The sequence below is a fragment of the Rubellimicrobium rubrum genome (assembly GCF_006152115.1).
Classification (GTDB): Bacteria; Pseudomonadota; Alphaproteobacteria; order Rhodobacterales; family Rhodobacteraceae; genus Rubellimicrobium; species Rubellimicrobium rubrum.
In genome coordinates this window covers 167,588-189,827 of record NZ_VDFU01000005.1, presented here as the reverse complement: position 1 = coordinate 189,827, position 22,240 = coordinate 167,588, and the positions used below count along the sequence as shown (strand labels likewise).

Annotated in this window: 23 protein-coding genes; 14 read left to right on the top strand and 9 right to left on the bottom strand. The window is 63.4% G+C overall.

What is annotated here, in order from left to right; genetic code table 11:
• Window positions 1-22: 22 nt before the first annotated feature.
• Together FHG66_RS06620 and olsA are read left to right on the top strand one after the other, a co-directional pair.
• Complete coding sequence (locus tag FHG66_RS06620; protein ID WP_246082489.1) at window positions 23-772, top strand: GNAT family N-acetyltransferase; 750 nt, start codon at window positions 23-25, stop codon at window positions 770-772.
• Window positions 769-1,695 (top strand): lyso-ornithine lipid O-acyltransferase, encoded by a 927-nt coding sequence (gene olsA / locus FHG66_RS06615; RefSeq protein WP_484335601.1) that lies wholly within the window; start codon window positions 769-771, stop codon window positions 1,693-1,695. The genes FHG66_RS06620 and olsA overlap by 4 nt, the downstream gene beginning before the upstream one ends.
• Here olsA and FHG66_RS06610 read toward each other — a convergent pair.
• On the bottom strand, window positions 1,600-2,223 hold the full coding sequence (locus FHG66_RS06610) for a thiamine phosphate synthase (RefSeq protein ID WP_139075953.1): 624 nt from the start codon (window positions 2,221-2,223) through the stop codon (window positions 1,600-1,602). The genes olsA and FHG66_RS06610 overlap by 96 nt on opposite strands.
• A gap of 108 nt (window positions 2,224-2,331) precedes the next feature.
• Between FHG66_RS06610 and FHG66_RS06605 the strand changes: the two genes are divergently transcribed.
• The 11 genes from FHG66_RS06605 to FHG66_RS06555 all read left to right on the top strand — a co-directional run bounded on the left by FHG66_RS06605 (window position 2,332) and on the right by FHG66_RS06555 (window position 11,891).
• On the top strand, window positions 2,332-3,072 hold the full coding sequence (locus FHG66_RS06605; protein WP_139075952.1) for an RNA methyltransferase: 741 nt from the start codon (window positions 2,332-2,334) through the stop codon (window positions 3,070-3,072).
• Between the two features lie 103 nt (window positions 3,073-3,175).
• Window positions 3,176-4,318 (top strand): heme A synthase, encoded by a 1,143-nt coding sequence (gene ctaA / locus FHG66_RS06600; RefSeq protein ID WP_139075951.1) that lies wholly within the window; start codon window positions 3,176-3,178, stop codon window positions 4,316-4,318.
• Complete coding sequence (locus FHG66_RS06595) at window positions 4,315-5,784, top strand: carboxypeptidase M32 (RefSeq protein WP_139075950.1); 1,470 nt, start codon at window positions 4,315-4,317, stop codon at window positions 5,782-5,784. Before ctaA ends, FHG66_RS06595 begins: the two co-directional genes overlap by 4 nt.
• A gap of 3 nt (window positions 5,785-5,787) precedes the next feature.
• Window positions 5,788-6,219 (top strand): PaaI family thioesterase, encoded by a 432-nt coding sequence (locus FHG66_RS06590; protein WP_342777480.1) that lies wholly within the window; start codon window positions 5,788-5,790, stop codon window positions 6,217-6,219.
• A 132-nt stretch (window positions 6,220-6,351) separates the two neighbouring features.
• Window positions 6,352-6,813 carry a 50S ribosomal protein L13 gene (gene rplM / locus FHG66_RS06585; protein WP_139075949.1) on the top strand — a complete coding sequence of 154 codons (462 nt, stop codon included), beginning with the start codon at window positions 6,352-6,354 and terminating at the stop codon, window positions 6,811-6,813.
• A gap of 1 nt (window position 6,814) precedes the next feature.
• Complete coding sequence (rpsI, locus tag FHG66_RS06580; protein WP_139075948.1) at window positions 6,815-7,309, top strand: 30S ribosomal protein S9; 495 nt, start codon at window positions 6,815-6,817, stop codon at window positions 7,307-7,309.
• 215 nt (window positions 7,310-7,524) lie between these two features.
• Entirely contained in the window at window positions 7,525-8,415 is an 891-nt protein-coding gene (locus FHG66_RS06575; protein ID WP_139075947.1) for an ABC transporter permease, read from the top strand.
• Window positions 8,412-9,224 carry an ABC transporter permease gene (locus tag FHG66_RS06570; RefSeq protein ID WP_139075946.1) on the top strand — a complete coding sequence of 271 codons (813 nt, stop codon included), beginning with the start codon at window positions 8,412-8,414 and terminating at the stop codon, window positions 9,222-9,224. The genes FHG66_RS06575 and FHG66_RS06570 overlap by 4 nt, the downstream gene beginning before the upstream one ends.
• On the top strand, window positions 9,221-10,330 hold the full coding sequence (locus FHG66_RS06565) for an ABC transporter ATP-binding protein (RefSeq protein WP_139075945.1): 1,110 nt from the start codon (window positions 9,221-9,223) through the stop codon (window positions 10,328-10,330). Before FHG66_RS06570 ends, FHG66_RS06565 begins: the two co-directional genes overlap by 4 nt.
• Window positions 10,331-10,459: 129 nt before the next feature.
• A complete protein-coding gene (locus tag FHG66_RS06560; protein WP_139075944.1) occupies window positions 10,460-10,966 on the top strand; it encodes a hypothetical protein in 507 nt (168 codons plus the stop codon).
• A 169-nt stretch (window positions 10,967-11,135) separates the two neighbouring features.
• Complete coding sequence (locus tag FHG66_RS06555; RefSeq protein ID WP_139075943.1) at window positions 11,136-11,891, top strand: hypothetical protein; 756 nt, start codon at window positions 11,136-11,138, stop codon at window positions 11,889-11,891.
• A gap of 39 nt (window positions 11,892-11,930) precedes the next feature.
• On the opposite strand, the gene FHG66_RS06550 is transcribed toward FHG66_RS06555, so the two are convergent.
• The 8 genes from FHG66_RS06550 to guaA form a co-directional block, all read right to left on the bottom strand.
• Complete coding sequence (locus tag FHG66_RS06550; RefSeq protein ID WP_139075942.1) at window positions 11,931-12,548, bottom strand: TetR/AcrR family transcriptional regulator; 618 nt, start codon at window positions 12,546-12,548, stop codon at window positions 11,931-11,933.
• 2 nt (window positions 12,549-12,550) lie between these two features.
• Window positions 12,551-13,432, bottom strand: coding sequence for a polyphosphate kinase 2 (gene ppk2 / locus FHG66_RS06545; protein ID WP_139075941.1), 882 nt, complete (start codon window positions 13,430-13,432; stop codon window positions 12,551-12,553).
• Between the two features lie 149 nt (window positions 13,433-13,581).
• The gene (locus FHG66_RS06540) at window positions 13,582-14,502 is read right to left on the bottom strand and encodes a homoserine O-succinyltransferase (RefSeq protein WP_139075940.1); all 921 of its coding nucleotides are present in this window, start codon (window positions 14,500-14,502) and stop codon (window positions 13,582-13,584) included.
• Between the two features lie 72 nt (window positions 14,503-14,574).
• Window positions 14,575-15,450 (bottom strand): ATPase, encoded by an 876-nt coding sequence (locus tag FHG66_RS06535; RefSeq protein ID WP_139075939.1) that lies wholly within the window; start codon window positions 15,448-15,450, stop codon window positions 14,575-14,577.
• A 192-nt stretch (window positions 15,451-15,642) separates the two neighbouring features.
• Complete coding sequence (locus FHG66_RS06530) at window positions 15,643-16,839, bottom strand: OmpP1/FadL family transporter (RefSeq protein ID WP_139075938.1); 1,197 nt, start codon at window positions 16,837-16,839, stop codon at window positions 15,643-15,645.
• Window positions 16,840-16,898: 59 nt separating this feature from the next.
• Entirely contained in the window at window positions 16,899-17,762 is an 864-nt protein-coding gene (locus FHG66_RS06525; protein WP_139075937.1) for a DMT family transporter, read from the bottom strand.
• A 47-nt stretch (window positions 17,763-17,809) separates the two neighbouring features.
• Window positions 17,810-18,802, bottom strand: coding sequence for a zinc-dependent alcohol dehydrogenase family protein (locus tag FHG66_RS06520; protein ID WP_139075936.1), 993 nt, complete (start codon window positions 18,800-18,802; stop codon window positions 17,810-17,812).
• 63 nt (window positions 18,803-18,865) lie between these two features.
• A complete protein-coding gene (gene guaA / locus FHG66_RS06515) occupies window positions 18,866-20,449 on the bottom strand; it encodes a glutamine-hydrolyzing GMP synthase (protein ID WP_139075935.1) in 1,584 nt (527 codons plus the stop codon).
• A 136-nt stretch (window positions 20,450-20,585) separates the two neighbouring features.
• Between guaA and FHG66_RS06510 the strand changes: the two genes are divergently transcribed.
• Complete coding sequence (locus FHG66_RS06510; RefSeq protein WP_139075934.1) at window positions 20,586-22,139, top strand: trimethylamine methyltransferase family protein; 1,554 nt, start codon at window positions 20,586-20,588, stop codon at window positions 22,137-22,139.
• Window positions 22,140-22,240: the final 101 nt, after the last annotated feature.

Sequence of the window (22,240 nt, the reverse complement as noted above, 5' to 3'; positions counted from 1 at the left end):
TTACGTCCGAATGTCGCAACACATGTCCCCTTTGGCTCTGCGTATCGCCGAGACCAAGCCTGAGATCGCATCGGCCCAAACTCTCCGCTTCTCCGTATTCGTGACCGAGATGGGCGGCCGCGGAGGCGATCAGACCGATGTAGGAAGGGGCATCGAGGCCGACCGCTTCGACCAGCACTGCCGGCACCTGCTTCTGCTGGATACGCTGCGAGACAACCGGGTCGTCGGCACGACGCGAGTCTTGACTGTCGAGGGCGCGCGCAAGGCCGGCCGGTTCGCCAGCGAGGAGGAGTTCGACTTGTTCGCCCTGCGCAAGAGCGGTCGGGTCCTACTGGAGATCGGGCGAACATGCCTTCATCCCGAGTATCGCGGTGGCGGTGCCATGCAGCGGCTTTGGCAGGGAGTCGCCGGCGTCGTCGCTGACGAAGGCGCCGAGATCCTGTTCGGCCTCGCCTCGTTTCCCTTCGACGATCCTACCTCACTGGCTAAGCCGCTCACCAATCTTTGGCAACAGCATCTTGCGCCCGAGTCCCTGCGGCCACAATCCCGCAGGCCATTCGCTGTTCCGATTATCCAGCCCAAACATGTCGACCGGCGCGAAGCGATCCTGAGGACCCCGTCGCTCGTCAAGGCTTACCTGCGGCTAGGCGGGTTAGTGGGAGAAGGGGCGTTTCACGACCCGGCCTTTAACTGTGTCGATGTCTGCATGGTGCTGGACACCGCCCGGCTCACGGCGACGTCCCGCGCCCTTTATGCCGGCGAGAGGGCGTGAGCCCCACGTGGCAGGGGAGCCCGGTGCTGGAGCCTCAGCGACCCGGCACTGCGGGGCTTGTCCGGGCAGGTCTAAGGGCCATGCCGCTTCTGATCGTGCTGAGCCTCGGTCTGCTTCTCTCGATCCTGGTGCGCTTCGTCGAGCTGCCGCTATGCCAAAGCCGGCGGCCGGTGACATCCTTCGTCACGGTTTTGGTCTGCCGGTGCTCGCTCAGGTTCATAGGATTGCGGGTCCGTGTCGTCGGCGAACCGATCAGGGGTCCGGGCGCGATCCTGGCCAACCACTCTTCATGGCTGGATATTCTGGTGTTGAACTCTCGCCAGCGTCTGGTGTTCGTCTCAAAGTCTGAGGTTGCTGCTTGGCCTGGGATCGGCCACCTGGCCCGGGCCACGGGAACCCTGTTCATCCGCCGCGAGGCCCGGGGGGAGGTCACGGCTCAAGCTCGCGCGCTGTCTGACCGCGTTGCGGCTGGTCAGACGATCGCCCTGTTTCCCGAGGGCACGTCCACCGACAATCGTCGCGTGCTGCCGTTCAAGCCGTCGCTCCTGGCCGGCCTGCTGTCCAAAGATCTGCCGGATGACCTCACGCTCCAGCCGGTCACTCTTTGGTACGAGGCGCCCTTGGGCCAAGACCCTCGGTTCTACGCGTGGTATGGCAGCATGGATTTCGGGCCTCATGCCCTGGCGGTGCTGGCAGCCAGCCATCGCGGGGTCGTGCATGTCACATATCACGCGCCGATCCCGGTCGCCGGACGTGAACGCAAGAGCCTTGCGGCTGAGGCCGAGGCCAGCGTGCGCGGCGCGCTACCGGGACGTGAGGAGCAGATCTCAACCGATGGCATCGTTCAAGGTCCTGAAGCGGGCGACCGGATCGCCGGAGTCCCATATCTCCGCTCCGAAGGCGAAGAAGTCGGTCACCGGTGACAACGCCCGCACCAGATCCTCGTCCAAGGCACCTTCGGCAATGACTGGGATCTCGATCATCTCGGACCACCACTCGAAGATCTCGCGCTCGGCGCGCCGGCCGTCACCCAAAGGCGTTGCGCCAGCCGGACCGAAGCTCACGTAATCCGCGCCGAGCTCGCCGGCCGTCATGCCGTCATGCCGCGACAGGCCGCAGAACGCCCCGACGATGGCGTCGTCCCCAAGCTCCTTGCGAACCTTGCGCACCGATCGCGCGGCATCGTTCAAGTGCACGCCATCCAGGCCGAGCTGCCGAGTCAGCAGAACATGGTTCTCCAGCACCATGGGGATGTCACGGGCATGCGCAACCTCGCGGAGCGCATCTGCCGCACGCGAGATCCGTTCCTCGTCGCGGGTGGACAGGGAAAGGCGGAGGCAAGCCACCGGACGCTCGTCCAGGCAGCGGGCCAGGAGGTCCGGAAAGGAGGACAACTCCAGTTCGGGCGGAGTGACGAGAGTGATCTGCGGCCTGTCGCGGGCGTCGGTCATGATGGTCCTCTCGGGCGTGGTTGCGGGGCTTGTAGCCAGGCCGTTCCGGTTTGCAAGCGGCGCCCTCTCGGCTTGCCTCGGTGGAGGCAGCCTCCTATGCAGCGAAACATGCAAGGATTCACTGAACCCGCCTTCGTCCTCGTCCGCCCTCAGATGGGTGAGAATGTGGGGTCTGCCGCCCGTGCGATGTGGAACTTCGGGCTGAGCCGTATGAGGCTGGTCGATCCGCGCGACGGCTGGCCCAATCCCCGCGCCGTTGCCATGGCCTCCGGGGCCGGCCGGGTGCTCGACGCCGCCCAGGTATCACCGGACCTGCTCGGAGCCGTCGAGGACTGCCACTACGTCTATGCGACGACTGCTCGGCCACGCGACCTGACCAAGACCGTCTTCTCGCCCGAGGAGGCGGCCCGGGACATGGCCCGCCGCGTCGGGCAGGGGGAGCGGGTGGCCTGCCTTTTTGGGCCCGAACGCGCAGGGCTGGAGAACGAGGACGTGGCGCGGGCCAACGCCATCATCACCGTGGACCTGAACCCGGAGTTTTCCTCCCTTAACCTGGCGCAATGCGTGCTGCTGGTAGCCTATGAATGGCGGCGAGCCATGCACGATGTCGTCGCCATCCGCGAACAGATGGCTGGAACGCAGCCGGCCACTGCGCTCGAGATCGATCACTTGGCACGCCACTACGAGGAGCGGCTCACGGAGGCAGGCTTCTTCTTTCCAGACCACAAGGCCGACAGCATGAAACTCTCGCTCCGCAATCTTTGGAGCCGCATGCCGTTGACCGGGCAGGACGTTCAGACGCTGCACGGGGTCCTGCGACAGATGGTCCGCTGGGCCAGCAGATCCTGAATGTAACGACCATATCCCGCAAAGGGTGCGACGGGCGCTTGGGCAGCAGCCTTGAAGGGCTCTTCTCCGGAGCTTAGACCCGCGCCGACCGATGGGGGACAGGATGGCAACGAAGCCGCGCGCAATTTTCGAGGAAGTGGGAACCGTCCAAAGGCCGGCAACCGTCACGGGCGCCATCGATCGGGGGCGTTCCGATTCCCGACGGTGGCTGCGCCTGTGGCTCATCGCGCTGTTTGCGCTGGTCGTGGTCATGATCCTTGTCGGCGGTCTGACCCGGTTGACGGATTCGGGCCTGTCCATCACCCGTTGGGATCTGGTGACAGGGACGATACCCCCGATGTCCGCGTCGGACTGGCAGGCCGAGTTCGACCTGTACAGGGCATCTCCGCAGTACGAGTTGATGAACAAGGGCATGACCATGCCCGAGTTCCAGCAGATCTACTGGTGGGAATGGGGCCACAGGCTGTTGGGCCGGGTTATCGGATTGGTGTTCATCGGGGGCTTTCTGGGCTTTTTGGTGGCAAGGCGTCTGACCGCAGGCTGGACCCAGCGCCTGCTGATGGTGGGGGTGCTGATCGGCCTTCAGGGGGTCGTGGGCTGGTGGATGGTGCATTCCGGACTGCAGGACGGCATGACCTCGGTTGCGTCCTATCGTTTGGCCACGCATCTGGGCCTAGCTTTTGCGATCCTTGGCCTGATCACTTGGTTCGCATTGCTCCTTGGGCGGCGTGACACGGAACTGCTCACGGCGCGTCGTCAGACCGAGCGACGTCTGTTCGCGGGTGCGACGGGCCTCATGCACCTGTCTTTCCTTCAGATCATCCTCGGGGCCCTTGTGGCAGGCATCGACGCGGGCCGGGCCTATCCGACTTGGCCCGACATGGCAGGGGGCTTCCTGCCGCCCGAGCCCCTGAGCATAGAGCCGATCTGGCGCAACTTCTTCGAGAACCCGGGTCTCGTGCAGTTCATCCATCGCATGACTGGATATGCGGTCGCGCTGCTTGCCGTCGTGGTTTGGCTCCGTGCGCGACGGTCTCCCCATCCGGCCACCCGGACGGCCTTTCATTGGGTTCTGGGCGCCGTCGCCATTCAGGTCGTTCTAGGGGTCTGGGCTGTGCTCAGCATGGCCCAACTCCATGTCGCCATCACCCACCAGGCGGGCGCGATTCTGCTTTGGACCTTGGTTGTCCGGGGCCGGTTCTTGGCCCGCTATCCTGTTGCCACGACTATCCGGGGGCGAGCATGACCGCTTATTCAGACCTTATGGCGTTTCAGCGGGAGACCGAAGCCCTGGCCCAGGTCATGGGCCGTCTCGGCTGGGATCAGGAGACGATGATGCCATCCGGCGCTGCCGCCCAGCGTGCGGAGGAGATGGGGGCGTTGGAGACCGTGCTACACGCCCGCCGGACCGATCAACGGCTGGGCGACTGGCTGGAGCATGCGGTGGCACCGGACGATGTGGCAGCAGCCAACCTGAGGCATATCCGCCGGTCCTTCGAGCGCAGCCGCCGCGTTCCCGCGCGGCTTGCGTCCGAGTTGGCGCGGGTGACATCGCGAGCTCAGGGGATCTGGGCTGAGGCCCGCGCGAACGAGGATGTGGCAGGCTTTCTTCCCATCCTGTCCGAGGTCGTGGCCCTTCGTCGCGAAGAGGGGGCGGCGCTTGGCGAGGGCGCCGACGTCTACGATGCCCTTCTGGAAGGATACGAGCCCGGCACCACGTCATCTGAACTGACCGCGATGTTCACGGCGTTGCGGCCGCGTCTTGTCGCCCTTCGTGACCGGGTCCTGTCCGCGCCGGAGCCCGCGCAACTGACCGGCATCTTTCCGGAAGAGGGGCAGATGATCCTTGCCGATGTCTGCGCCAGGGCCTTCGGTTACGATTTCACACGCGGGCGCCTGGATAAGGCGGTCCACCCCTTCTCGTCGGGCAGCGGGCTGGACGTCCGCATCACGACGCGGACCAATCCGGCCGATCCGTTCAACTGCATCTACTCCACGATCCATGAGGTCGGTCACGCCACTTACGAGCAGGGGATCGATAGCGCGCATTTCCTGACTCCGCTCGGGCAGGGCGCATCGATGGGGGTCCATGAAAGCCAGAGCCGGATCTACGAGAACCAGCTTGGCCGGTCCCGTGCCTTCACCGGCTGGCTGTATGGCCGCATGCGGGACATCTTCGGCGATTTCGGAATCGACGGCGAGGACGCGTTCTACCGCGCCATCAACCGTGTTTCGCCAGGCTTCATCCGGACCGAGGCGGACGAAGTTCAGTACAACCTTCACGTCCTTCTCCGGTTCGATCTGGAACAGGCTCTGATGCGCGGCGACCTCCAGGTGCAGGAACTCGAGGCGGCCTGGAACGACCGCTTCCTGGCCGATTTCGGCCGGCCAGTGGATCGACCGTCGCATGGCCTTCTTCAGGATGTTCATTGGTCCGTGGGACTGTTCGGCTACTTCCCGACCTACAGCCTCGGCAACGTCTATGCAGGCTGCCTCCACGACGCGATGCGACGCGCGCTGCCCGACCTTGATGGCGACCTGGCGCGCGGCGATGCGAGCGGGGCCGTCCAGTGGCTTCGCGATCGCCTTCAGAGGCACGGCGGCCTTCGGGAACCGCGTGACACGGTGGCCGATGCAATCGGAGGCGGGCCAAGCGAAGGGCCGCTTCTGGACTATCTGGAAACGAAGTTCGGATCGCTGTACCTGGCCTGACCGATGCTCCTAATGGACATCGAGGCGTTGCAGGTCTTCTTGGCTCGCGAGTTTCAGCAGGTGGCGGGTGACGTCCGCATCGACGGCCTGGACATCGACCGGCTCACGATGCGCCTCTTGGCGTCGGATCGGCATCTGCGGCCGGGTGGTACGGTCGGAGGACCGGCGATCTTCATGCTGGCCGATGTGGCCGCTTACTGCGTGATCCTGTCGCGCATCGGTCCTCGCGCGCTAACAGTCACCACCAACGCTGGCATCGATTTTCTTCGGAAACCGGCAGCCAACCGGGATCTTCTGTGCGAAGCGACGATCCTGAAACTGGGCCGGAGCCTTGTGGTCGTCGATACACGCATCCTCTCCGAGGGCTCAGGGCTTCTGGTCGCCAGGGCCAACCTAACCTACTCGATCCCGCCAGCGTCGTCCGCGGTATCATGATACCACAAAGCCTAAGGCATTGATTTGCTTATAAACTAAGTTCCAGGCCGATGTTGACCTCGGGTGTCGAACGGGTATAACCCCGGCATTCCGACGCGGGGTCCACCCCGCCTTCAATCCTGGGACACCCCGATGAAAACCTTTACCGCGACCCCCGCGGACATCGAGAAGAAGTGGATCCTGATCGACGCCGAAGGCGTCGTTCTCGGCCGCCTCGCCACGATCGTCGCGATGCGCCTTCGTGGCAAGCACAAGCCCACGTTCACGCCCCACATGGACATGGGCGACAACGTGATCATCATCAACGCCGACAAGGTGCAGCTCACCGGCGACAAGCGGGAAGAGCACTTCTATTGGCACACCGGCCATCCCGGTGGCATCAAGAGCCGCACCAAGGGTCAGATCCTTGAGGGCAAGCACCCCGAGCGCGTGGTCGAGAATGCGATCCGCCGCATGCTTCCCCGCAACCGCCTGTCGCGCCAGCAGCTCTCGCACCTGCGCGTTTTCGCGGGAGTCGAGCATGGCATGAACGCCCAGCAGCCCGAAGTCCTGGACGTGAAGTCCATGAACCCGAAGAACACGAGGACCGCGTAATATGGCCGACCAGATCAGGTCTTTCGACCAGCTGTCCCAAGCCGCCGTTGCGCCGGCCGCTGCCGACGCTGCGCCCGCCCCGGCACCACGTGAACCCATGCGGGATGCTCTCGGCCGTGCCTATGCCACCGGCAAGCGCAAGAACGCCATTGCTCGTGTTTGGATCAAGCCGGGCTCGGGCAAGGTGATCGTGAACGGCAAGGAAATGGCGGTCTATTTTGCCCGCCCCGTGCTCCAGATGATCCTGCGTCAGCCCTTTTCCGTGGCGGGCGTTTCCGACCAGTTCGACGTCATGGCGACCGTTGTTGGCGGTGGCCTCTCGGGTCAGGCTGGTGCGGTCAAGCACGGCGTGTCCAAGGCGCTCCAGCTCTACGATCCCTCGCTGCGCCCCTCCCTCAAGGCAGCCGGGTTCCTGACCCGTGACGCCCGGGTCGTCGAGCGTAAGAAGTACGGCAAGGCCAAGGCCCGCCGGAGCTTCCAGTTCTCAAAGCGCTGAACCATCTCTACGGTCATCACATTGGGGCGGCATCCATCGGGTGCCGCCTTTTTGCTGTGAGGTCAGCAAGGGCTTGCAGCCTCTGGGGCAGCAAGTCGAAACCTCAGTCACACAACCTTGCGTTCCCCAAGTGGGCAGGGGCACTTAGCCGTTGACCTTGCCGCATCGTCGGTGAACATCGCGACCAATTGCCGACAAGGAGGCCACTCAGCTCGATGGGCATCTTCGACACGTCCCCAAGGGCGCGAGCGGCGGCTCTGGTCGCACCTCCCTTCGCTTATGCGCTCCTGCTCCTGGCAGTGCCGCTGATCTCGATCGTCCTGATCTCGTTCTGGACCCAGACCGGCCTGACACTCAGCCGAGTCTTCACACTCGACAACTATCGCGAGATCTTCTCGGGTCCCATTTACATCTGGGGTAATCAGAACCGCTGGGGCGTTCTGCCCCTGTCGCTGTTTGTCTCGGCGACAGTGACCTTGGTCACGGTTCTTCTTGCTTATCCAGTGGCATACTTTGTGTCGTTCCACGTTGCGCCGCAGCGGAAGTCGCTCTGGCTGTTCCTGATCACCATCCCCTTCTGGACGAGCTACCTGATCCGCGTGTTCCTGTGGAAGGTGATCCTGGGCTACAACGGAGTGGTCAACACTGGCCTGATCGAGCTCGGTCTGATCCAGGAGCCCTTGGATTTTCTGCTCTATAACCTGAACTCGGTGATTATCACGCTATCCCATGCCTATGCCGTGTTCGCGATCCTGCCGATCTACGTGGCCTTGGAGAAGATCGACCGCAGCTTGCTCGAAGCCGCCCAGGACCTGGGTGAGAACCGCTTTACCACCTTTGTGCGGGTGACGCTCCCCCTGTCGGTTCCGGGCATCGTCGGTTCAGTCCTGATCGTCTTCATCCCGACCATCGGCGACTACGTCACCCCCGAACTCATGCTAGGGGCAGGCGGACGGCTGATCTCCAATGTCATCCAGACGCAGTTCCTGCAGCTGAACAACTGGCCGCTCGGCGCAGCGCTGTCGATCATCACCATGCTCGCCGTAGGAGTCGTAAGCCTTGTGTTCATCCTCCTGAACCAACGCTGGCTAAGGGGACGCGGATGAACAAGTGGTCCGGCCTTCGCGTCTACGCCCTCATCTATTTGGCTTTCCTATATGCCCCGATCCTGCTGCTGCCGCTGTTCGCCTTCAACGACGCGGCCATCATCGCTTTTCCCCTGACCGGGTTCTCGACACGCTGGTTCGAACAGCTCTGGACGACCCAGGCTCTGCATCAGGCGCTCCGCAATTCCCTCTTCATTGCAACCATCACGTCCATTCTCGCTACCTTGCTTGGCGTATGCGCCGCCCGGGCCGGCACCTTGGCGAACTTTCCCGGCAAGCGCGGCTTCCTGGGGTTCGTGATGCTCCCCCTCGTGCTGCCCGAGATCGTCATCGCCGTGGCGCTGCTGGTAGTGGTGCGGCAGGTGCTGGACCTCGACCTGTCCAACTGGACTGTCATCGCGGCGCACACCGTGATCTGCATCCCGTTCTCCATCGCCATTCTCAACGGCGCTTTTCAGAACCTCGACTCCTCCTTCGAGGAAGCAGCGATGGACCTGGGAGAGACGCGTTGGGGCGCGTTTCGGCTCGTGATCCTGCCTCTGGTGTTCCCGGGCATCATCTCCTCGCTGCTGATTTGCTTCATCATCTCGCTCGATGACTTTGTCATCGCGCAATTCCTGACCGGCGCAAATCCGACCATGCCTGTCTATATTTACGGCCTGACTAGGTTCGTGGATGCCCTGCCGCTGATCATGGCACTGGGAACCATCCTGGTGACGATCTCGATCGCCCTTCTGATCGTGGCTGAATACTTCCGGCGCCGGGGTGTGGCCCGCGCCGGCCTCAAGGATACCGGAGGCTTTCTGTGAGCGCCCAATCGAAGCCTGTCGCGGCTCCCCTTATCCAGCTTCGTGGTGTTCACAAGCATTACGGCGACTATCACGCCCTGAGGGGCATCGATCTGGAGATTCGCCAGGGGGAGTTCTTTTCTCTCTTGGGACCGTCGGGATGCGGCAAGACAACTCTCCTCCGCACCATCGCGGGCTTCGAAACCCCATCTTCTGGGACGTTGATGATCGACGGGCGGGATATGGCGGGGGTGCCGGCCAACCACAGGCCAACGAACATGGTCTTCCAGAGCTATGCCATCTTTCCTCACCTCTCGGTGGCCGAGAATGTGGGATTCGGCCTGCGCCGCGATCCTCGTCCGCGCGACCAGAAATCCCGTGCTGTGGCCGAGGCGCTCGAGATGGTTGGGCTGGGTGGCTATGGCAGCCGAGCCGCGCATGCTCTGTCCGGTGGTCAGCGCCAGCGCGTGGCACTGGCCCGTGCCCTGATCCTCAAGCCCAAGGTTCTGCTCCTTGATGAGCCGCTGTCGGCTCTGGACAAGAAGATGCGCGAGCAGATGCAGGTCGAGCTCATCCGGCTTCAACGGACGGTCGGCATCACCTTTATCCTGGTCACCCACGACCAGGAAGAAGCCTTGGTCATGTCCGACCGGATCGCCGTGATGTTCGAGGGCGAGATCGGTCAGATGGCCGATCCGGAGCGGCTGTATCGGCGTCCCAACACAAAGAGGGTGGCCGAGTTCATCGGAAAGATGAACCTTCTGCCCGGCGACGTGGCGATCGAAGGCAATCAGATTCTGGTGGACACCGCGGGTCTCGGGCGCGGCGCGATCGAGGCCGAACAGGCCCCCGGCGGAGTGATGCCCGGGCGAACGACCGTGGGGATCCGGCCCGAGACGCTGGGCCTCCTCTTCCCCGGTGAGACGACGGATCGCCGCCTTGCCGAGGGAGTCGTGGACGAGGTCGTCTATTACGGCGACATGACCTACTACGATGTCCGCGTCGCTGGTGTCGAACGACCCCTGACGATCTCTATGAAAAACCTGATCGGCCGCCCGGTGCTTGAGGTTGGGGCGGCAACTCAGGTGGTCTGGGACGAGCGTTCGCTGGTGGTGCTCAGCCGTTGAGCGCTACTCGTCCCTGAACTCAGGAACCGAACGTCGCGGTCTGCTGTTCGACTCCATAGGGCGGTGCCACGGTCAGTCCTACCGTTCGGCTCCGGGCCCATGGGAGGATCCACTGTGACTCGGATGAGGATGGCTTTCACAAGTCTGGCTCTGCTGCTGCCGCTGACTGCGGCACGGGCCCAAGGCAACCCTGATACCGTTGGGGTCAGCGTCGATGGCACCGTGATGGAGGTGCCATTCGATCTGGCAGTCGAGGCCTGTGGCATCGATGCAGAAACCCTCCGTGCCGAGTGGGCGTCCCTGGGAACAGAGGTGGGGACCATGGCGGATACGTCCGTAAATGCTGATGCGACCGATCTTGCTCCCGAGGTTGCTGTCGATACGCCCATGGATTCGACAATAGATGGCGTGAGCGTCGCAGACGGAGCCGACGCGACCCATGACAGCTCTGGAGATCCTGCACCCGATGTGGCGTCCGACGGGCCGAGCGGTCAAGGAACGGCTGATGAGCCTGCGTCCGACCCTGCTGTGAACGACGGACCTGCCACGCCGACCCAGGGCACCACCCAGTCCAAGGCTGCCGTGTGCGAGGTCGGCATGGACACTGCGACCGCTCTAGGACTGATTGCACCCTGAGACCATGCCGCGACCTGGCTGACAAGCGAGGAGCCGCTGTCGGGAACTGGCGCTACGGAACGGTCTCGCTGGCAGAAGGTTACTGGGTTGTAGGCGGGGCGATGAAACGTCCGGTCTCATGCGGAGATCAGGCAATAATCCTGACCCGCTCCATTTCGGAGGAGCCCTTATGAAATTCGCAACTCTCACCGCCTCGACGGCGGTGCTGCTGCTATCGTCGACGGCGATAATGGCTCAGGAAGCTGGCGCCACGACCAGCTTGGACAATGTATATGTGGACGTCGGAGGCCAGGCCATCCAGGTTCCCGTCGCCCAAGCGGCGCAAGCCTGCGGGCTAGATGAAGCCGCCATTCAGCAGGTCGCTTCGACACGCCTCGAGGAAAGCGGACTTGACCCTGCCGTGGTCTATGGCTTGGGCAACGAGACAGCAAGTGCGACCGACAGCACTGGCGCCACCGGAACAGAGGCGGCGACTTCGACCGACACCGCCGCTGCGTCCGGTACCATGGATTCGACCGGTACGGCCACGGCTGACGCCGGTGCTGCCGGGACGGCCGGTGCCACTGCTACCGGCACCGATATGGCGGCAACAGACGCCGGAACAACCGGCGCGGATGCCAGCGCCACCGATATGGCCAGCACCGACACGGCGGCAGCCCCCACCGACAGTGGCACGACGGGCATGACGTCGGACATGGCCACAGCGGATGCGGCGGGTTCGGCCGCAGGCGGTGACTTGACGGGCACGGTCCAGGATGTCGAGTCCACGGCAGCCGACACTTCGGCCACCGGAACTGCAGACCCCATGATGCAGTTGGTGGTCTGTCAGATCGACCAGGCTCAGGCCACGCAGGCCGGCATCGATGTCAGTGGCGCAGGTGCAATGGGCACGACTGGTGCCACGGGCAGCACGGCTACAGAGTAAACTGACTGCGGGGCGCGAAGGGCAACCTTCGCGCCCGACCTACTGGTCCGGGGGCAGCAGCCCTAAACCGCGTAGATAAACGCCGATCCCTGTTTCCAGCAGGTCCTCTGGAGGGAAGGGGCTTCGCGTCCCTGGTGTGCCGCGAGCGAACAGTTCCACCACGCCATGCGAAAGCGCCCAAACATGGGCCCAGAACATCGCAGGAGGTGGCCGCTTCTCGGGCGGAATATGCTGGCTCAAGTCGCGAGCAGCCTTCTCCATGACTTCCATCGATCGACGCGCAGCACTGGCCAGTTCCGGCGTGCGCTGGATCGAAACCCCGGATTCGAACATCGCCACATAGTGCCCTGGGAACTTGCGCGCGAAGGCCAGATAGGCCCGACCTGTCGCCTCAAACGAGGCCAGTGCCGAGGGCTGCCCCTTGCTCCAAGCGTGCTCGAGCAGGTCCGCGAACATTTCGTAGCCCTGCCGCGCCGCCTCGGCGATCAGGTCCTCGCGACCTTCGAAGTGGCGATAGACTGCGGCGGGCGTCACGCCTGCTTCGCGAGCAGCCTCTGACAGAGTGAAGCCGGTCGGCCCTTTTTCAGCAATGAGCCGCAGGCAAGCCTCGACCAAGGCCTCCTTGAGGTTGCCGTGGTGATAACCGCGCTTGAGCACCGTCAGATGCCCCCGGAGGCGGTGACCACCTCGGGGCCGCCCACGATCCGGGGGTCCAGTGCGCCGATCGCCTTTACGTCTTTTCGCGCGTAAGAGATCGGTGTCAGCACGGAGCGGATCAGGTTGAGTCGCGTCCGGCGCTTGTCATCAGCCCGAAGGCATGTCCAAGGCGTTCGTGTGCTGTGCGTGCGGATCAGAGTCTCGGCAATGGCAGCGGAATACTCGTCCCATTTGCGGAGCCCCTCGGCGTCGATCCAGCTGAGCTTCCACTGCTTCAGCGGATCGCGTTCGCGATCCAGGAACCGCTCCAACTGGGTGGCACGTCCGACGTTGAGCCAGATCTTGAAGAGGTGGATCCCCTCGTTGACCAGCATCTCCTCGAAGGGGCCGACTTGCTCGAACCAGTGGGCACGCTCCTCGGGCGTGCAGAAGCCGAAGACATGCTCAACCACCCCGCGGTTGTACCAGGATCGGTCGAACAGGACGATCTCGCCTGCCGTTGGAAGCTCGGCGATGTACCGCTGGAAGTACCACTGACCGGCTTCGATCTCGGTCGGCTTCCCCAGGGCCACCACGCGAGCGCCCCGCGGATTCAGGTTCTCGCTGAAAGCCTTGATCGAGCCTCCTTTGCCGGCGGCATCCCGACCTTCGAAGACGACGAGCACACGCGCCCCTGCTTCCTTGACCCAGGCCTGGAAGCGCACGAGTTCCACCTGGAGAAGGTCCATCTCGGTCTCGTAGGCTTGCCGCTTCATCGCCTCAGGGTAGGGATAGCGCGGATTGAGAACGTCGTCTTTGTGCGCCCCCTCTATCGTGCGTCGCACATCGGCTGGCGCTTCTTCATGGAAGTAGCGGCTGATGGCCCCGTCGAGCGGCAGTTTCATGTCTCGTCCTCCTGAGAGATACTATGGAAGCCGCCGCTGCCCCTTCAACCACCCTGGACGGCGGGCTGACCCGACACGCTCGATTACTGGCCGCGTCGTCCCGCTGTGCAGGATGGTCACAGGCTCCGAGGGGAGCCAGGCGGGCAGTATCAGCCGCCGATCTCCGCCAGGTCGTATGGCGTCGTTTGGTAGATGTCGTTGATCCAGTTGCCATAGAGAAGATGGGCATGGCTCCTCCATCGGTTCGGCGGCCGCTTGGAGGGGTCGTTGCCTGGAAAATAGTTCAACGGAAGCTGGATCCGTGTGCCAGACGCGACATCGCGGTCATACTCCTGCTTCAACGTATCGCTGTCGTATTCAAGGTGGTTGAAGATATAGAGCGCGCGCCGTTTCTTGTCCTCCACCAGGCACGGCCCGACCTCGTTCGAGGACAACAACGTCTTAAGCCCCGCGGCTTCGGTCTCCTCGCGCCGCATCTCGGTCCAGCGGCTCACCGGCACGACGAGTTCGTCGGAAAACCCCCGAAGATAGGTCGAAGCTGGATCGAGCGCCGAATGCCTATAAAGGCCGAACGCCTTTTCGTTCAGCATATGCTTGGACACGCCATGGAAATGATACGCCATTGCCATGCCGCCCCAGCAGACGCCGAACGTCGAGTGGACATGGCTCTGGGTCCAGTCGAAGACCTGTCGAAGCTCATCCCAATAAGTGACTTCCTCGAAGAGGAGATGCTCCACCGGAGCGCCCGTGACGATCAGACCGTCCAGCTTGTCGCCTGACGCGGCGACGTCCGCAAATGGCCTATAGAACTCGGCCATATGTTCGGCAGCCGTGTTCTTTGTCTCATGCTCCGTCATACGGATCAGCGTGAGCTCGATCTGAAGCGGCGTGGCGCCGATCAGCCGGGCGAATTGCGTCTCGGTCTGGATCTTCTTGGGCATGAGGTTGAGAAGTCCGATCCTCAGGGGTCGAATGTCCTGGCGCGCAGCCCGCGTGTCGGACATCACCATGACGCCTTCGCGGCTCAGGACATCATAGGCGGGCAAGTTCGCAGGCAGCTTGATGGGCATGGCGAAAACCTTGGAAAGCGTGGGCAAATACGCGACGGGGCAGGGCGTTGCAAGAGCGCATGCTGAGAGCGCTCAGGCCACCTGACGCATTCGCTCTCGCAGTGCCGCCGCGACGACGTCGACGAATGCCGCCTCTCCGTCCACGTGCGCCATGTCCTTGGCTTGGACGGTGACCCCCCAATGCTGCGCCATCGACGCGTACAAGGGCTGCCGATGCGCGAGCGCCTGAGCGTAGGTGAACCGGATGAAGGCGTCCGGGTCCACGTCGCCGTCGGTCAGGTCATTCGTGCCTTGGTACTCGGTCCACATTCGAAGCAGGAAGTCCGGGCGGTAAGCCATCGGCTTGGGCGACTGATCGAAGCGCCGCACCAGTTCGGTGGTATGATCGTCCGAGCCTTTGATCCAGATCATGAGACAGCGCGCGGACAGGGCGCGCAGGATTGGATCTTCCGGGTTGGTCGGATCGACCCATTCGCAGATCGAACCGCCCGTGTCGCACACAAAGTTCCGGTAGCCGTAAAGCGCCTTGGCCCGGTCGATGAACCGGCCTGTATCATGCAGCGCGGCGACCTCGGCCTCTCGGAATTCGGACTGACGACGCTGGTATTCTTCAAAGGGGAGGCCGCCTCGGCCGGGGTCGCCCGGCTTGCCGAGGTAGGTCGAGACGGGGTCCAGGTTATCGAACGTGATATTGGAGCCAATGTAGATCGAATCGGACATGAGCAGTTCGCGCAGGAACGGAACCTTCATGGCCTCGCGCTTGGCATTGTCGGCAATGAGTTCGCCCATGTAGCGGGTGCCAATCCTGTAATCGACCGAGTAGTGGAACCAGCGACCGGTACCGCGAAGGCATTTGGCGAGATGGGTCTTGCCCAATCCTGACATCCCGAACAACAGCACCTGCCGCTCGGTGGCATTGAGCCACTCCTGGTCCGTCCGGTAGATCATCCCACATCTTTCCCTGTCACCTCACGGACCGCACGAGACGTTCAAAGCCGTCGGCCAGACGAACAACGGCCGAGCCGCTGGTCATAGTGATCACACATGCAGTCCTGCTGGGTCTCTCACCGCAAAGAGGCCACAGGTGCAACCCGGAACATGGTTTGGCCCCGCCGGGTTCGACAGGGCCGCGCATGTGGATCAGAACCGGTAGCCCACTCTCAGGCCCAGCGAGACGGCGTCATTGCCCTCAAAGCTTGCGCCAAAGCCGCGTGTGGTCGCATCGCCCAGCCGTGTGTAGCGGACGCCGCCCGTGAGTTCGAGGCTGTCGTTCAGGGCATAGGTTGCTGCCAGTTGCAGCCCGAGCTGACCGTCCGTGGGTGCGAGATTGGACACGCCGCTGCGTGCGACGGCTGGGCTGAAATCGCTGCCTGTCGCAGGCTCGTAGATGACTGCGGCCGATGCAGTCAGCTGGTCCGAAAAGCGACGCCCGATGCCCAGGGTATAGGTCACGATGTCCTCGTCGTAACCCACGACCGGATTGTCCGGATAGGCTGGCCGACCGTCAGGAAGCCGTCCCGGGACGTTGATCTGGGTGGATGACCAGTCAACCCAACGAATGGATCCGAAGATCGCTGTATCCGCCGCGATGCCGGTCCTGAAGTCGAGGTTGACCGATTGCGGCAGGGTGTACGAGGTTTGTCCCGAACCGGTCAGGACGTCCCCAACCCCCAGGATTCCTGCCGCGAAGCTTGTCCCGTTCGAAAAGCTGGTTTCCGAGGAGTATGTAAGGGCCACACGGAGCCCGATCTCCTGACGCTCATAGGCTGCCCCCACGACGTAGCCCAGATCGCTGTCGGCGTCGAAGTTGCCGTCGTAATAGTAGGTCGCCAGCGTCGTGGGGTCAGCCGGGTTCAGCAGGGTGGGCGTTTGGACGTAAAGATCGGCATCCACACGCACGGATCGCGCACCGGCATGAACGCTGAAGCTGTCGTTCAGCTTGTAGCGGCCCAATGCCGTGATGCTGCTGGTTTCGAAGACTGCTTCGGATCCCCGGACGGGGTAGCCCAGTTCGGCGTTTGCATAGTTCACGTCGGCGCCGAACGGCTGGTCCAGAATGACTGCAACCGAGAGTCGGTCGTTGAGATCGTACTTGAACGAAAGGGTGACCTGATCGAAGTCCACTCCGACGTCGCCGGAACGCGACACCGCTCCGCTCACAGGGTTGGTGAAGCTTCCCTGGACGTCAGGGCTGGTGAAGCCGTAGCTGAGTTCGACGTAGTTCCCGTCTTCGAAGATGACGCCGACCGGCTGGCCCGAGCGGTCGAGTGCGCCTGCGCTCGCCAGCGACGTCGTTGCAAGGAGCATCGCTCCCGCGCCTTGCATGATGCGACTCATGGCTTCCCCTACCGTGATGATTTCGATGGCCCGAGCATCGCCCGGCGCTCTTGGTTGCGTCAACGAATGACGCGACGTTCGGTCGCATCTTCATCATTCGGCCCGCCTTGCCGCAACAAGGTGAGAAGGTTGCCACCCAGGATCATGGCTGCACCCAGGACAACGAACATATCGAGCCGCTCGCCGTAAAGGGCCCAGCCCACCACGGCTATCAACGGCAACCGCACGAAGTCCATCGGCATGACCACCGAAGCAGGAGCGACATTCAACGCGTTCGTCAGGCACCAGTGTGCCGCCAGACCCGTGATCCCGATGATGATGAACAAAGGAAGCTGAGCCGCGCTGGGCACCGGAACCTCCAGATCCCAGCCGACCGCGATTGTTGCCAAAGCCAATTGGAACGCGTTAAGCCAGAACAGGATTCCAGTGACGGGCTGCGTGCGGGTCAGCCGTTTGGTCATCATCGACGTGATCGCGAAACAGATCGCGCAGAGCGCTGCGGCAAGAATGCCAGGATCGAGATTCCCGAATTCCGGACGGGCGACCAGCAGCACTCCTCCGAACCCTATCACCCCCGCGAGAAGGCCACGACCGGTCAGCCGCTCCCCCAAGACGAGTGGAGCCATGAGAAGCACCCAAAGAGGCGTGGTGAATTCGAGAGCGAACACCTGCGCAAGCGGGATGACGGCCAGGGCATAGAACCACAGGTTCTGGCCTGTGAAATGGATCAGATTTCGCAGCACATGGAGGCCCAGCCTGTGTGGACGCGCCTCGTTGAGCCGGCCGCTCGCCGCAAGCAGTGCCGCTACGATGAGAAAGCCTACTCCGCTTCGATAGAACATGATCTCGAAGGTGTCGAAAGCGGCGCTGACCTGACGCCCGGCAATGGCAAGGAGCGAGAAGCTTCCGACTGAGCCGGCCATCCAAAGCGCCGCACGTGCTGTCCCGTGAGGCCTGCTATCGTGAAGGCTCAACCGGTCACCAACACCTTCACTTCGCTTGGCCCAGGCTGTGAGGCCAGGATACCGGGAAGATCCTCGCGGCCCACCTCGCGCGTCACGAGCGGCGCCGTGCTGATCGCGCCGGACGCGAGCAACTGAAGCGCGCGGCTTTGGGTGAACGGGTTCACGAAGGCCATCCGCAGATCCACCTCGCGCAGCAGCAGGTCGAATGGTTCAATCAAGACCCCTTCGCCTTTGGCAAGCACACCCACGATGACGACGCGACCCCCCCGTTCGGCCAGCCGCGGAGCCTGGGCCATCGTTTCGCCGGTGCCCGCGCATTCGAGGACGATGTCGGCCCCTCGCGGCCATTGCTCTCGGGCTTCCTCCGGAGTGGCCGCGACGGTGTGTGCGCCGACCGATCCACCGATCACCTGCCGAGCCGGAGACCGTGTGATCAACATGACCTCAGCCCCCGCGAGCCGCGCCAGTTGAACGCATAGAAGCCCGATGACACCCCCGCCGATGACGATGGCCCGCTCTCCGGGCCGGATCGCCGCAACGTCCAGGGCATGGACGCAGCAAGCCAAGGGTTCGGAGAAGGCGGCGCTGCGAAGGTCGAGCCCGGCTGGAAGGGATAGCGCGCGATGGGCAGGGACGCTGCTGAACTCGGCGAAGCCACCGTTTCTTTGAACGCCGATGGCAATGAGGTTTTCACAAAGATTGATGCGGCCCAGGAGGCAGGATGGACAGGCTCCACAAGCGATGTTCGGGTCGCAGGCAACGAGGTCGCCGACGCTGTGGGTCGTCACGCCCGCACCCACCGCAACAACGGTGCCGGAGAACTCGTGCCCGAGGACCACTGGCGGGCGGCTTGGAAACTCGCCCTTCAGGATGTGCCGATCGGTCCCGCAGACCCCCGCGTGAGAAACCCTTACGACGACCTCGCCGTGAACAGGGTCGGGATCGGGGATGTCGCCCACCTCGATCCGACCGACCTCCATGAACCGAGCCGCCTGCATCTCTCCGTCCTTCCTGCTGGTCAGGAATAGGCAACCACGCCGCAGCGGCAGGCGCCAGAGGGCCTATTCAAGCTCGATCGTCCCCGGCGGCTTTGAGGTGCAGTCGTAGAAGACGCGGTTGACGCCGCGGACCTCGTTGATGATCCGCGTCGCGGTCTCGCCCAGGAATTCGTGGGTGAAGGGATAATAATCCGCTGTCATGCCATCGACCGAGGTCACCGCCCGAAGCGCCAGGGCATAATCGTAGGTCCTGCCATCACCCATGACGCCGACGGTCCTCATGGGGAGAATCGCAGCGAAGGCCTGCCAGATCTGGTCATAAAGCTCGTGCCTGCGGATCTGATCGATGAAGACTGCGTCTGCCTCGCGGAGAATGGCCAGTTTCTCGCGGGTGACCGCGCCAGGGCAGCGGATGGCAAGGCCGGGGCCGGGGAACGGGTGGCGGCCGATGAACGATTCGGGCAGCCCAAGCTCGCGGCCAAGCTGGCGGACCTCATCCTTGAAGAGTTCGCGCAACGGCTCGACGAGCTTGAGGCCCATCTTCTCGGGCAGTCCGCCGACGTTGTGATGGCTCTTGATGGTGACCGAAGGACCGCCCGAAAAGCTGACCGACTCAATGACATCGGGATAGAGGGTGCCCTGAGCCAGGTACTCCGCTCCGCCCACTGCGGTGGCATGTTCCTGGAATACATCGATGAACAACCGGCCGATCGTCTTGCGCTTCGCTTCCGGGTCGTCCAGCCCTTCAAGGGCGCTCAGGAAACGATCTGATTCGTCCGCATGGACGAGAGGGATGTTGTAATGGTCGCGGAACATCGACACGACCTGCTCGGCCTCGCCCTTCCGCAGAAGCCCATGGTCCACGAAGACACAGGTGAGCTGGTCTCCGATGGCCTCGTGGATGAGGACCGCTGCAACAGAGGAATCGACGCCTCCCGACAGGCCGCAGATGACCTTGGAGTCGCCGACCTGTTCCCGGATCTTGCGAATGGCTTCGTCCCGGTACCCGGCCATCGTCCAGTCACCGCGAAAGCCCGCGAGGCGAAGGAAGTTGGCATACAGTGTGCGCCCGTTGGGGGTGTGGTGGACCTCTGGATGAAACTGCACGGCGTAGAAGTGACGCTCTGGGTCCGCCGTAATAGCGAAAGGGGCGTTCGGCGAGGTGCCATAGACCCGGAAGCCGGGAGCCAGCCGGCTCACATGATCGCCATGGCTCATCCAGACCTCTTCCCGGCCTTCCAGGAACCAGCCCTTGAGGATATCCAGGGTCCCCTCGCCGGGCGTGACGAAGGCGCGACCGAACTCGGCTGTGCCGTGCCCTGATTCGACCTTGCCGCCCAGCATGTGCATCATCGCTTGCTGGCCGTAGCAGATGCCGAGCACTGGGACGCCCTGTTCGAACACTTCGGCTGGGGGAAGGGGAGCGCCCTCGGCGAAGACCGAGGCAGGACCACCGGACAGGATGATCGCCTGAGGCGCGAAGTCCCGGATGAACGCCGCCGTGACGGCATTGAAGGGATGGATCTCGCAATAAACGTTAAGCTCGCGCAAGCGGCGGGCGATCAGTTGCGTGACCTGGCTGCCAAAGTCGATGATCAGCAGACGTTGGTGGTCCGAGGCGGCGATCTGGGCTGTGTCGAGGGTCATGAGTGGCGCCTTAGGACGTTGACGCACGCCACGCAAGCACGGCGCATGTCGCTTTTGCACGCCAAAGGGCGCATCCTCCTTCCCCCCTACCGCGTTGCCTCGGTATGAGGCGACATAGCCGAAGGAGGGCGTGGGCATGTCGGACGTGGCCGAAGCAGGAACGGGTCGCCGGTCGCGGGGTGGCGGTGGAGCGGCGAGACGCGCGGAGCGGACTGCGGTCAGCGTGGAAAGCGCCCGCTTCATTGAACGCAACATCCCGAATTTCGAGGTACTGAACGAGGAAGCGCTCCAGATCATCGAGCACAACGCCGAATCGGTGTTGGCCGAAGTCGGCGTGAACTTCGTCGAGAATCCCGAAGCGCTTCAGCGCTGGAGAGAGGCGGGCGCGGATGTCCAGGGCGAGCGTGTGCGCATCCCTCGTGGGCTGGCGCGGCAGCTTTGCTCGTCCGCGCCCCGAACCTTCACGCAGCATGCCCGTAACCCCGAGCGGAATGTGGAGATCGGGGGACGGTCGCTCGTTCTTGCCCCTGTCTATGGTCCGCCCTTCGTCCGCGACGCCGAAGGCGGACGGCGCTACGCCACGATCGAGGATTTCCGCAACTTCGTGAAGCTCGGCTACATGTCGAAGTGGCTGCACCACTCCGGTGGGACGGTCTGCGAGCCGACGGACGTTCCGGTGAACAAGCGTCACCTAGACATGCTTCATGCACACATGACGCTGTCCGACAAGCCGTTCATGGGGTCGGTCACGGCGCCTGAACGCGCACAGGACAGTGTGGACATGGCATCGCTGCTGTTCGGGGCGGACTTCGTCCAGAACAACACCGTCATGACATCGCTCATCAACATCAACTCGCCGTTGACCTTTGACGGCATCATGATGGGCGCGCTCGAGGTCTATGCCCGCAACAACCAGGCTGCCATCGTCTCGCCCTTCATCGTGGGCGGGGCCATGGCGCCCGTATCGGTGGCGGGCACCCTGACCCAGGTGCTGGCCGAGATCCTGGCCGGAGTCAGCTACAGCCAGCTTGTTCGCAAGGGCGCTCCGGTCATCGCCGGGGCTTTCGTGACCAGCATCGACATGAACTCGGGCGCGCCGACCTTCGGGACTCCGGAAGCCAGCCATATCACTTATGGGACCGGCCAACTCGTTCGCCGGCTCGGCCTGCCGTATCGGAGCGCCGGGGCATTCTGCGGGTCCAAGCTGCCCGATGCGCAGGCCGCCTACGAGAGTGCCAACAGCCTGAACATGGGGCTGCTCTCGGGTGTCAACTTCATGCTCCATGCCTGTGGCTGGCTCGAGGGCGGACTCGTCTCGTCCTACGAGAAGTTCGTCATGGATGCCGACCAGCTTGGGGCGCTGCACCATTTCGCCAGGGGCGTTGACCTAAGCGAGAACGGACAGGCGATGGACGCCATCCATGAAGTTGGGCCCGGTGGCCATTACCTGGGCTGCGAACACACCCAAGCCAACTTCAAGAACGCCTTCTGGCGGACGGACCTCTTGGACTACAAGCCCTTCGAGACATGGGACGAGGAAGGAGCGCGGGATACCCAGGCGCTTGCCTCCGCTCGGGTCAAGCGTCTGCTGGAGACCTACCGGCAGCCGGAGCTCGATCCAGCGATTCGCGAGTCCCTCGATGACTTCGTGGCGAGCCGTAAGGCAGCGGTTCCGGACGCGTTCCTCTAGAGCCTTTTGCATGGAGAGGCCCTCGCGCGCTGTGATAAGGCGCCGGGGGCCGAGAGTTCCCCTATTCATGAGCCGCACCAGCGGGACGTGTTGATCCCGGT

Coding starts and splice junctions, on each gene's coding strand:
- FHG66_RS06620 (WP_246082489.1), top strand. CDS start 23: ATGTCCCCTTTGGCTCTGCGTATCGCCGAGACCAAGCCTGAGATCGCA.
- FHG66_RS06610 (WP_139075953.1), bottom strand. CDS start 2,223: ATGACCGACGCCCGCGACAGGCCGCAGATCACTCTCGTCACTCCGCCC.
- FHG66_RS06605 (WP_139075952.1), top strand. CDS start 2,332: ATGCAAGGATTCACTGAACCCGCCTTCGTCCTCGTCCGCCCTCAGATG.
- ctaA (WP_139075951.1), top strand. CDS start 3,176: ATGGCAACGAAGCCGCGCGCAATTTTCGAGGAAGTGGGAACCGTCCAA.
- FHG66_RS06595 (WP_139075950.1), top strand. CDS start 4,315: ATGACCGCTTATTCAGACCTTATGGCGTTTCAGCGGGAGACCGAAGCC.
- FHG66_RS06590 (WP_342777480.1), top strand. CDS start 5,788: ATGCTCCTAATGGACATCGAGGCGTTGCAGGTCTTCTTGGCTCGCGAG.
- rplM (WP_139075949.1), top strand. CDS start 6,352: ATGAAAACCTTTACCGCGACCCCCGCGGACATCGAGAAGAAGTGGATC.
- rpsI (WP_139075948.1), top strand. CDS start 6,815: ATGGCCGACCAGATCAGGTCTTTCGACCAGCTGTCCCAAGCCGCCGTT.
- FHG66_RS06575 (WP_139075947.1), top strand. CDS start 7,525: ATGGGCATCTTCGACACGTCCCCAAGGGCGCGAGCGGCGGCTCTGGTC.
- FHG66_RS06570 (WP_139075946.1), top strand. CDS start 8,412: ATGAACAAGTGGTCCGGCCTTCGCGTCTACGCCCTCATCTATTTGGCT.
- FHG66_RS06560 (WP_139075944.1), top strand. CDS start 10,460: ATGGCTTTCACAAGTCTGGCTCTGCTGCTGCCGCTGACTGCGGCACGG.
- FHG66_RS06555 (WP_139075943.1), top strand. CDS start 11,136: ATGAAATTCGCAACTCTCACCGCCTCGACGGCGGTGCTGCTGCTATCG.
- ppk2 (WP_139075941.1), bottom strand. CDS start 13,432: ATGAAACTGCCGCTCGACGGGGCCATCAGCCGCTACTTCCATGAAGAA.
- FHG66_RS06540 (WP_139075940.1), bottom strand. CDS start 14,502: ATGCCCATCAAGCTGCCTGCGAACTTGCCCGCCTATGATGTCCTGAGC.
- FHG66_RS06535 (WP_139075939.1), bottom strand. CDS start 15,450: ATGATCTACCGGACGGACCAGGAGTGGCTCAATGCCACCGAGCGGCAG.
- FHG66_RS06530 (WP_139075938.1), bottom strand. CDS start 16,839: ATGAGTCGCATCATGCAAGGCGCGGGAGCGATGCTCCTTGCAACGACG.
- FHG66_RS06525 (WP_139075937.1), bottom strand. CDS start 17,762: ATGGCCGGCTCAGTCGGAAGCTTCTCGCTCCTTGCCATTGCCGGGCGT.
- FHG66_RS06520 (WP_139075936.1), bottom strand. CDS start 18,802: ATGCAGGCGGCTCGGTTCATGGAGGTCGGTCGGATCGAGGTGGGCGAC.
- guaA (WP_139075935.1), bottom strand. CDS start 20,449: ATGACCCTCGACACAGCCCAGATCGCCGCCTCGGACCACCAACGTCTG.
- FHG66_RS06510 (WP_139075934.1), top strand. CDS start 20,586: ATGTCGGACGTGGCCGAAGCAGGAACGGGTCGCCGGTCGCGGGGTGGC.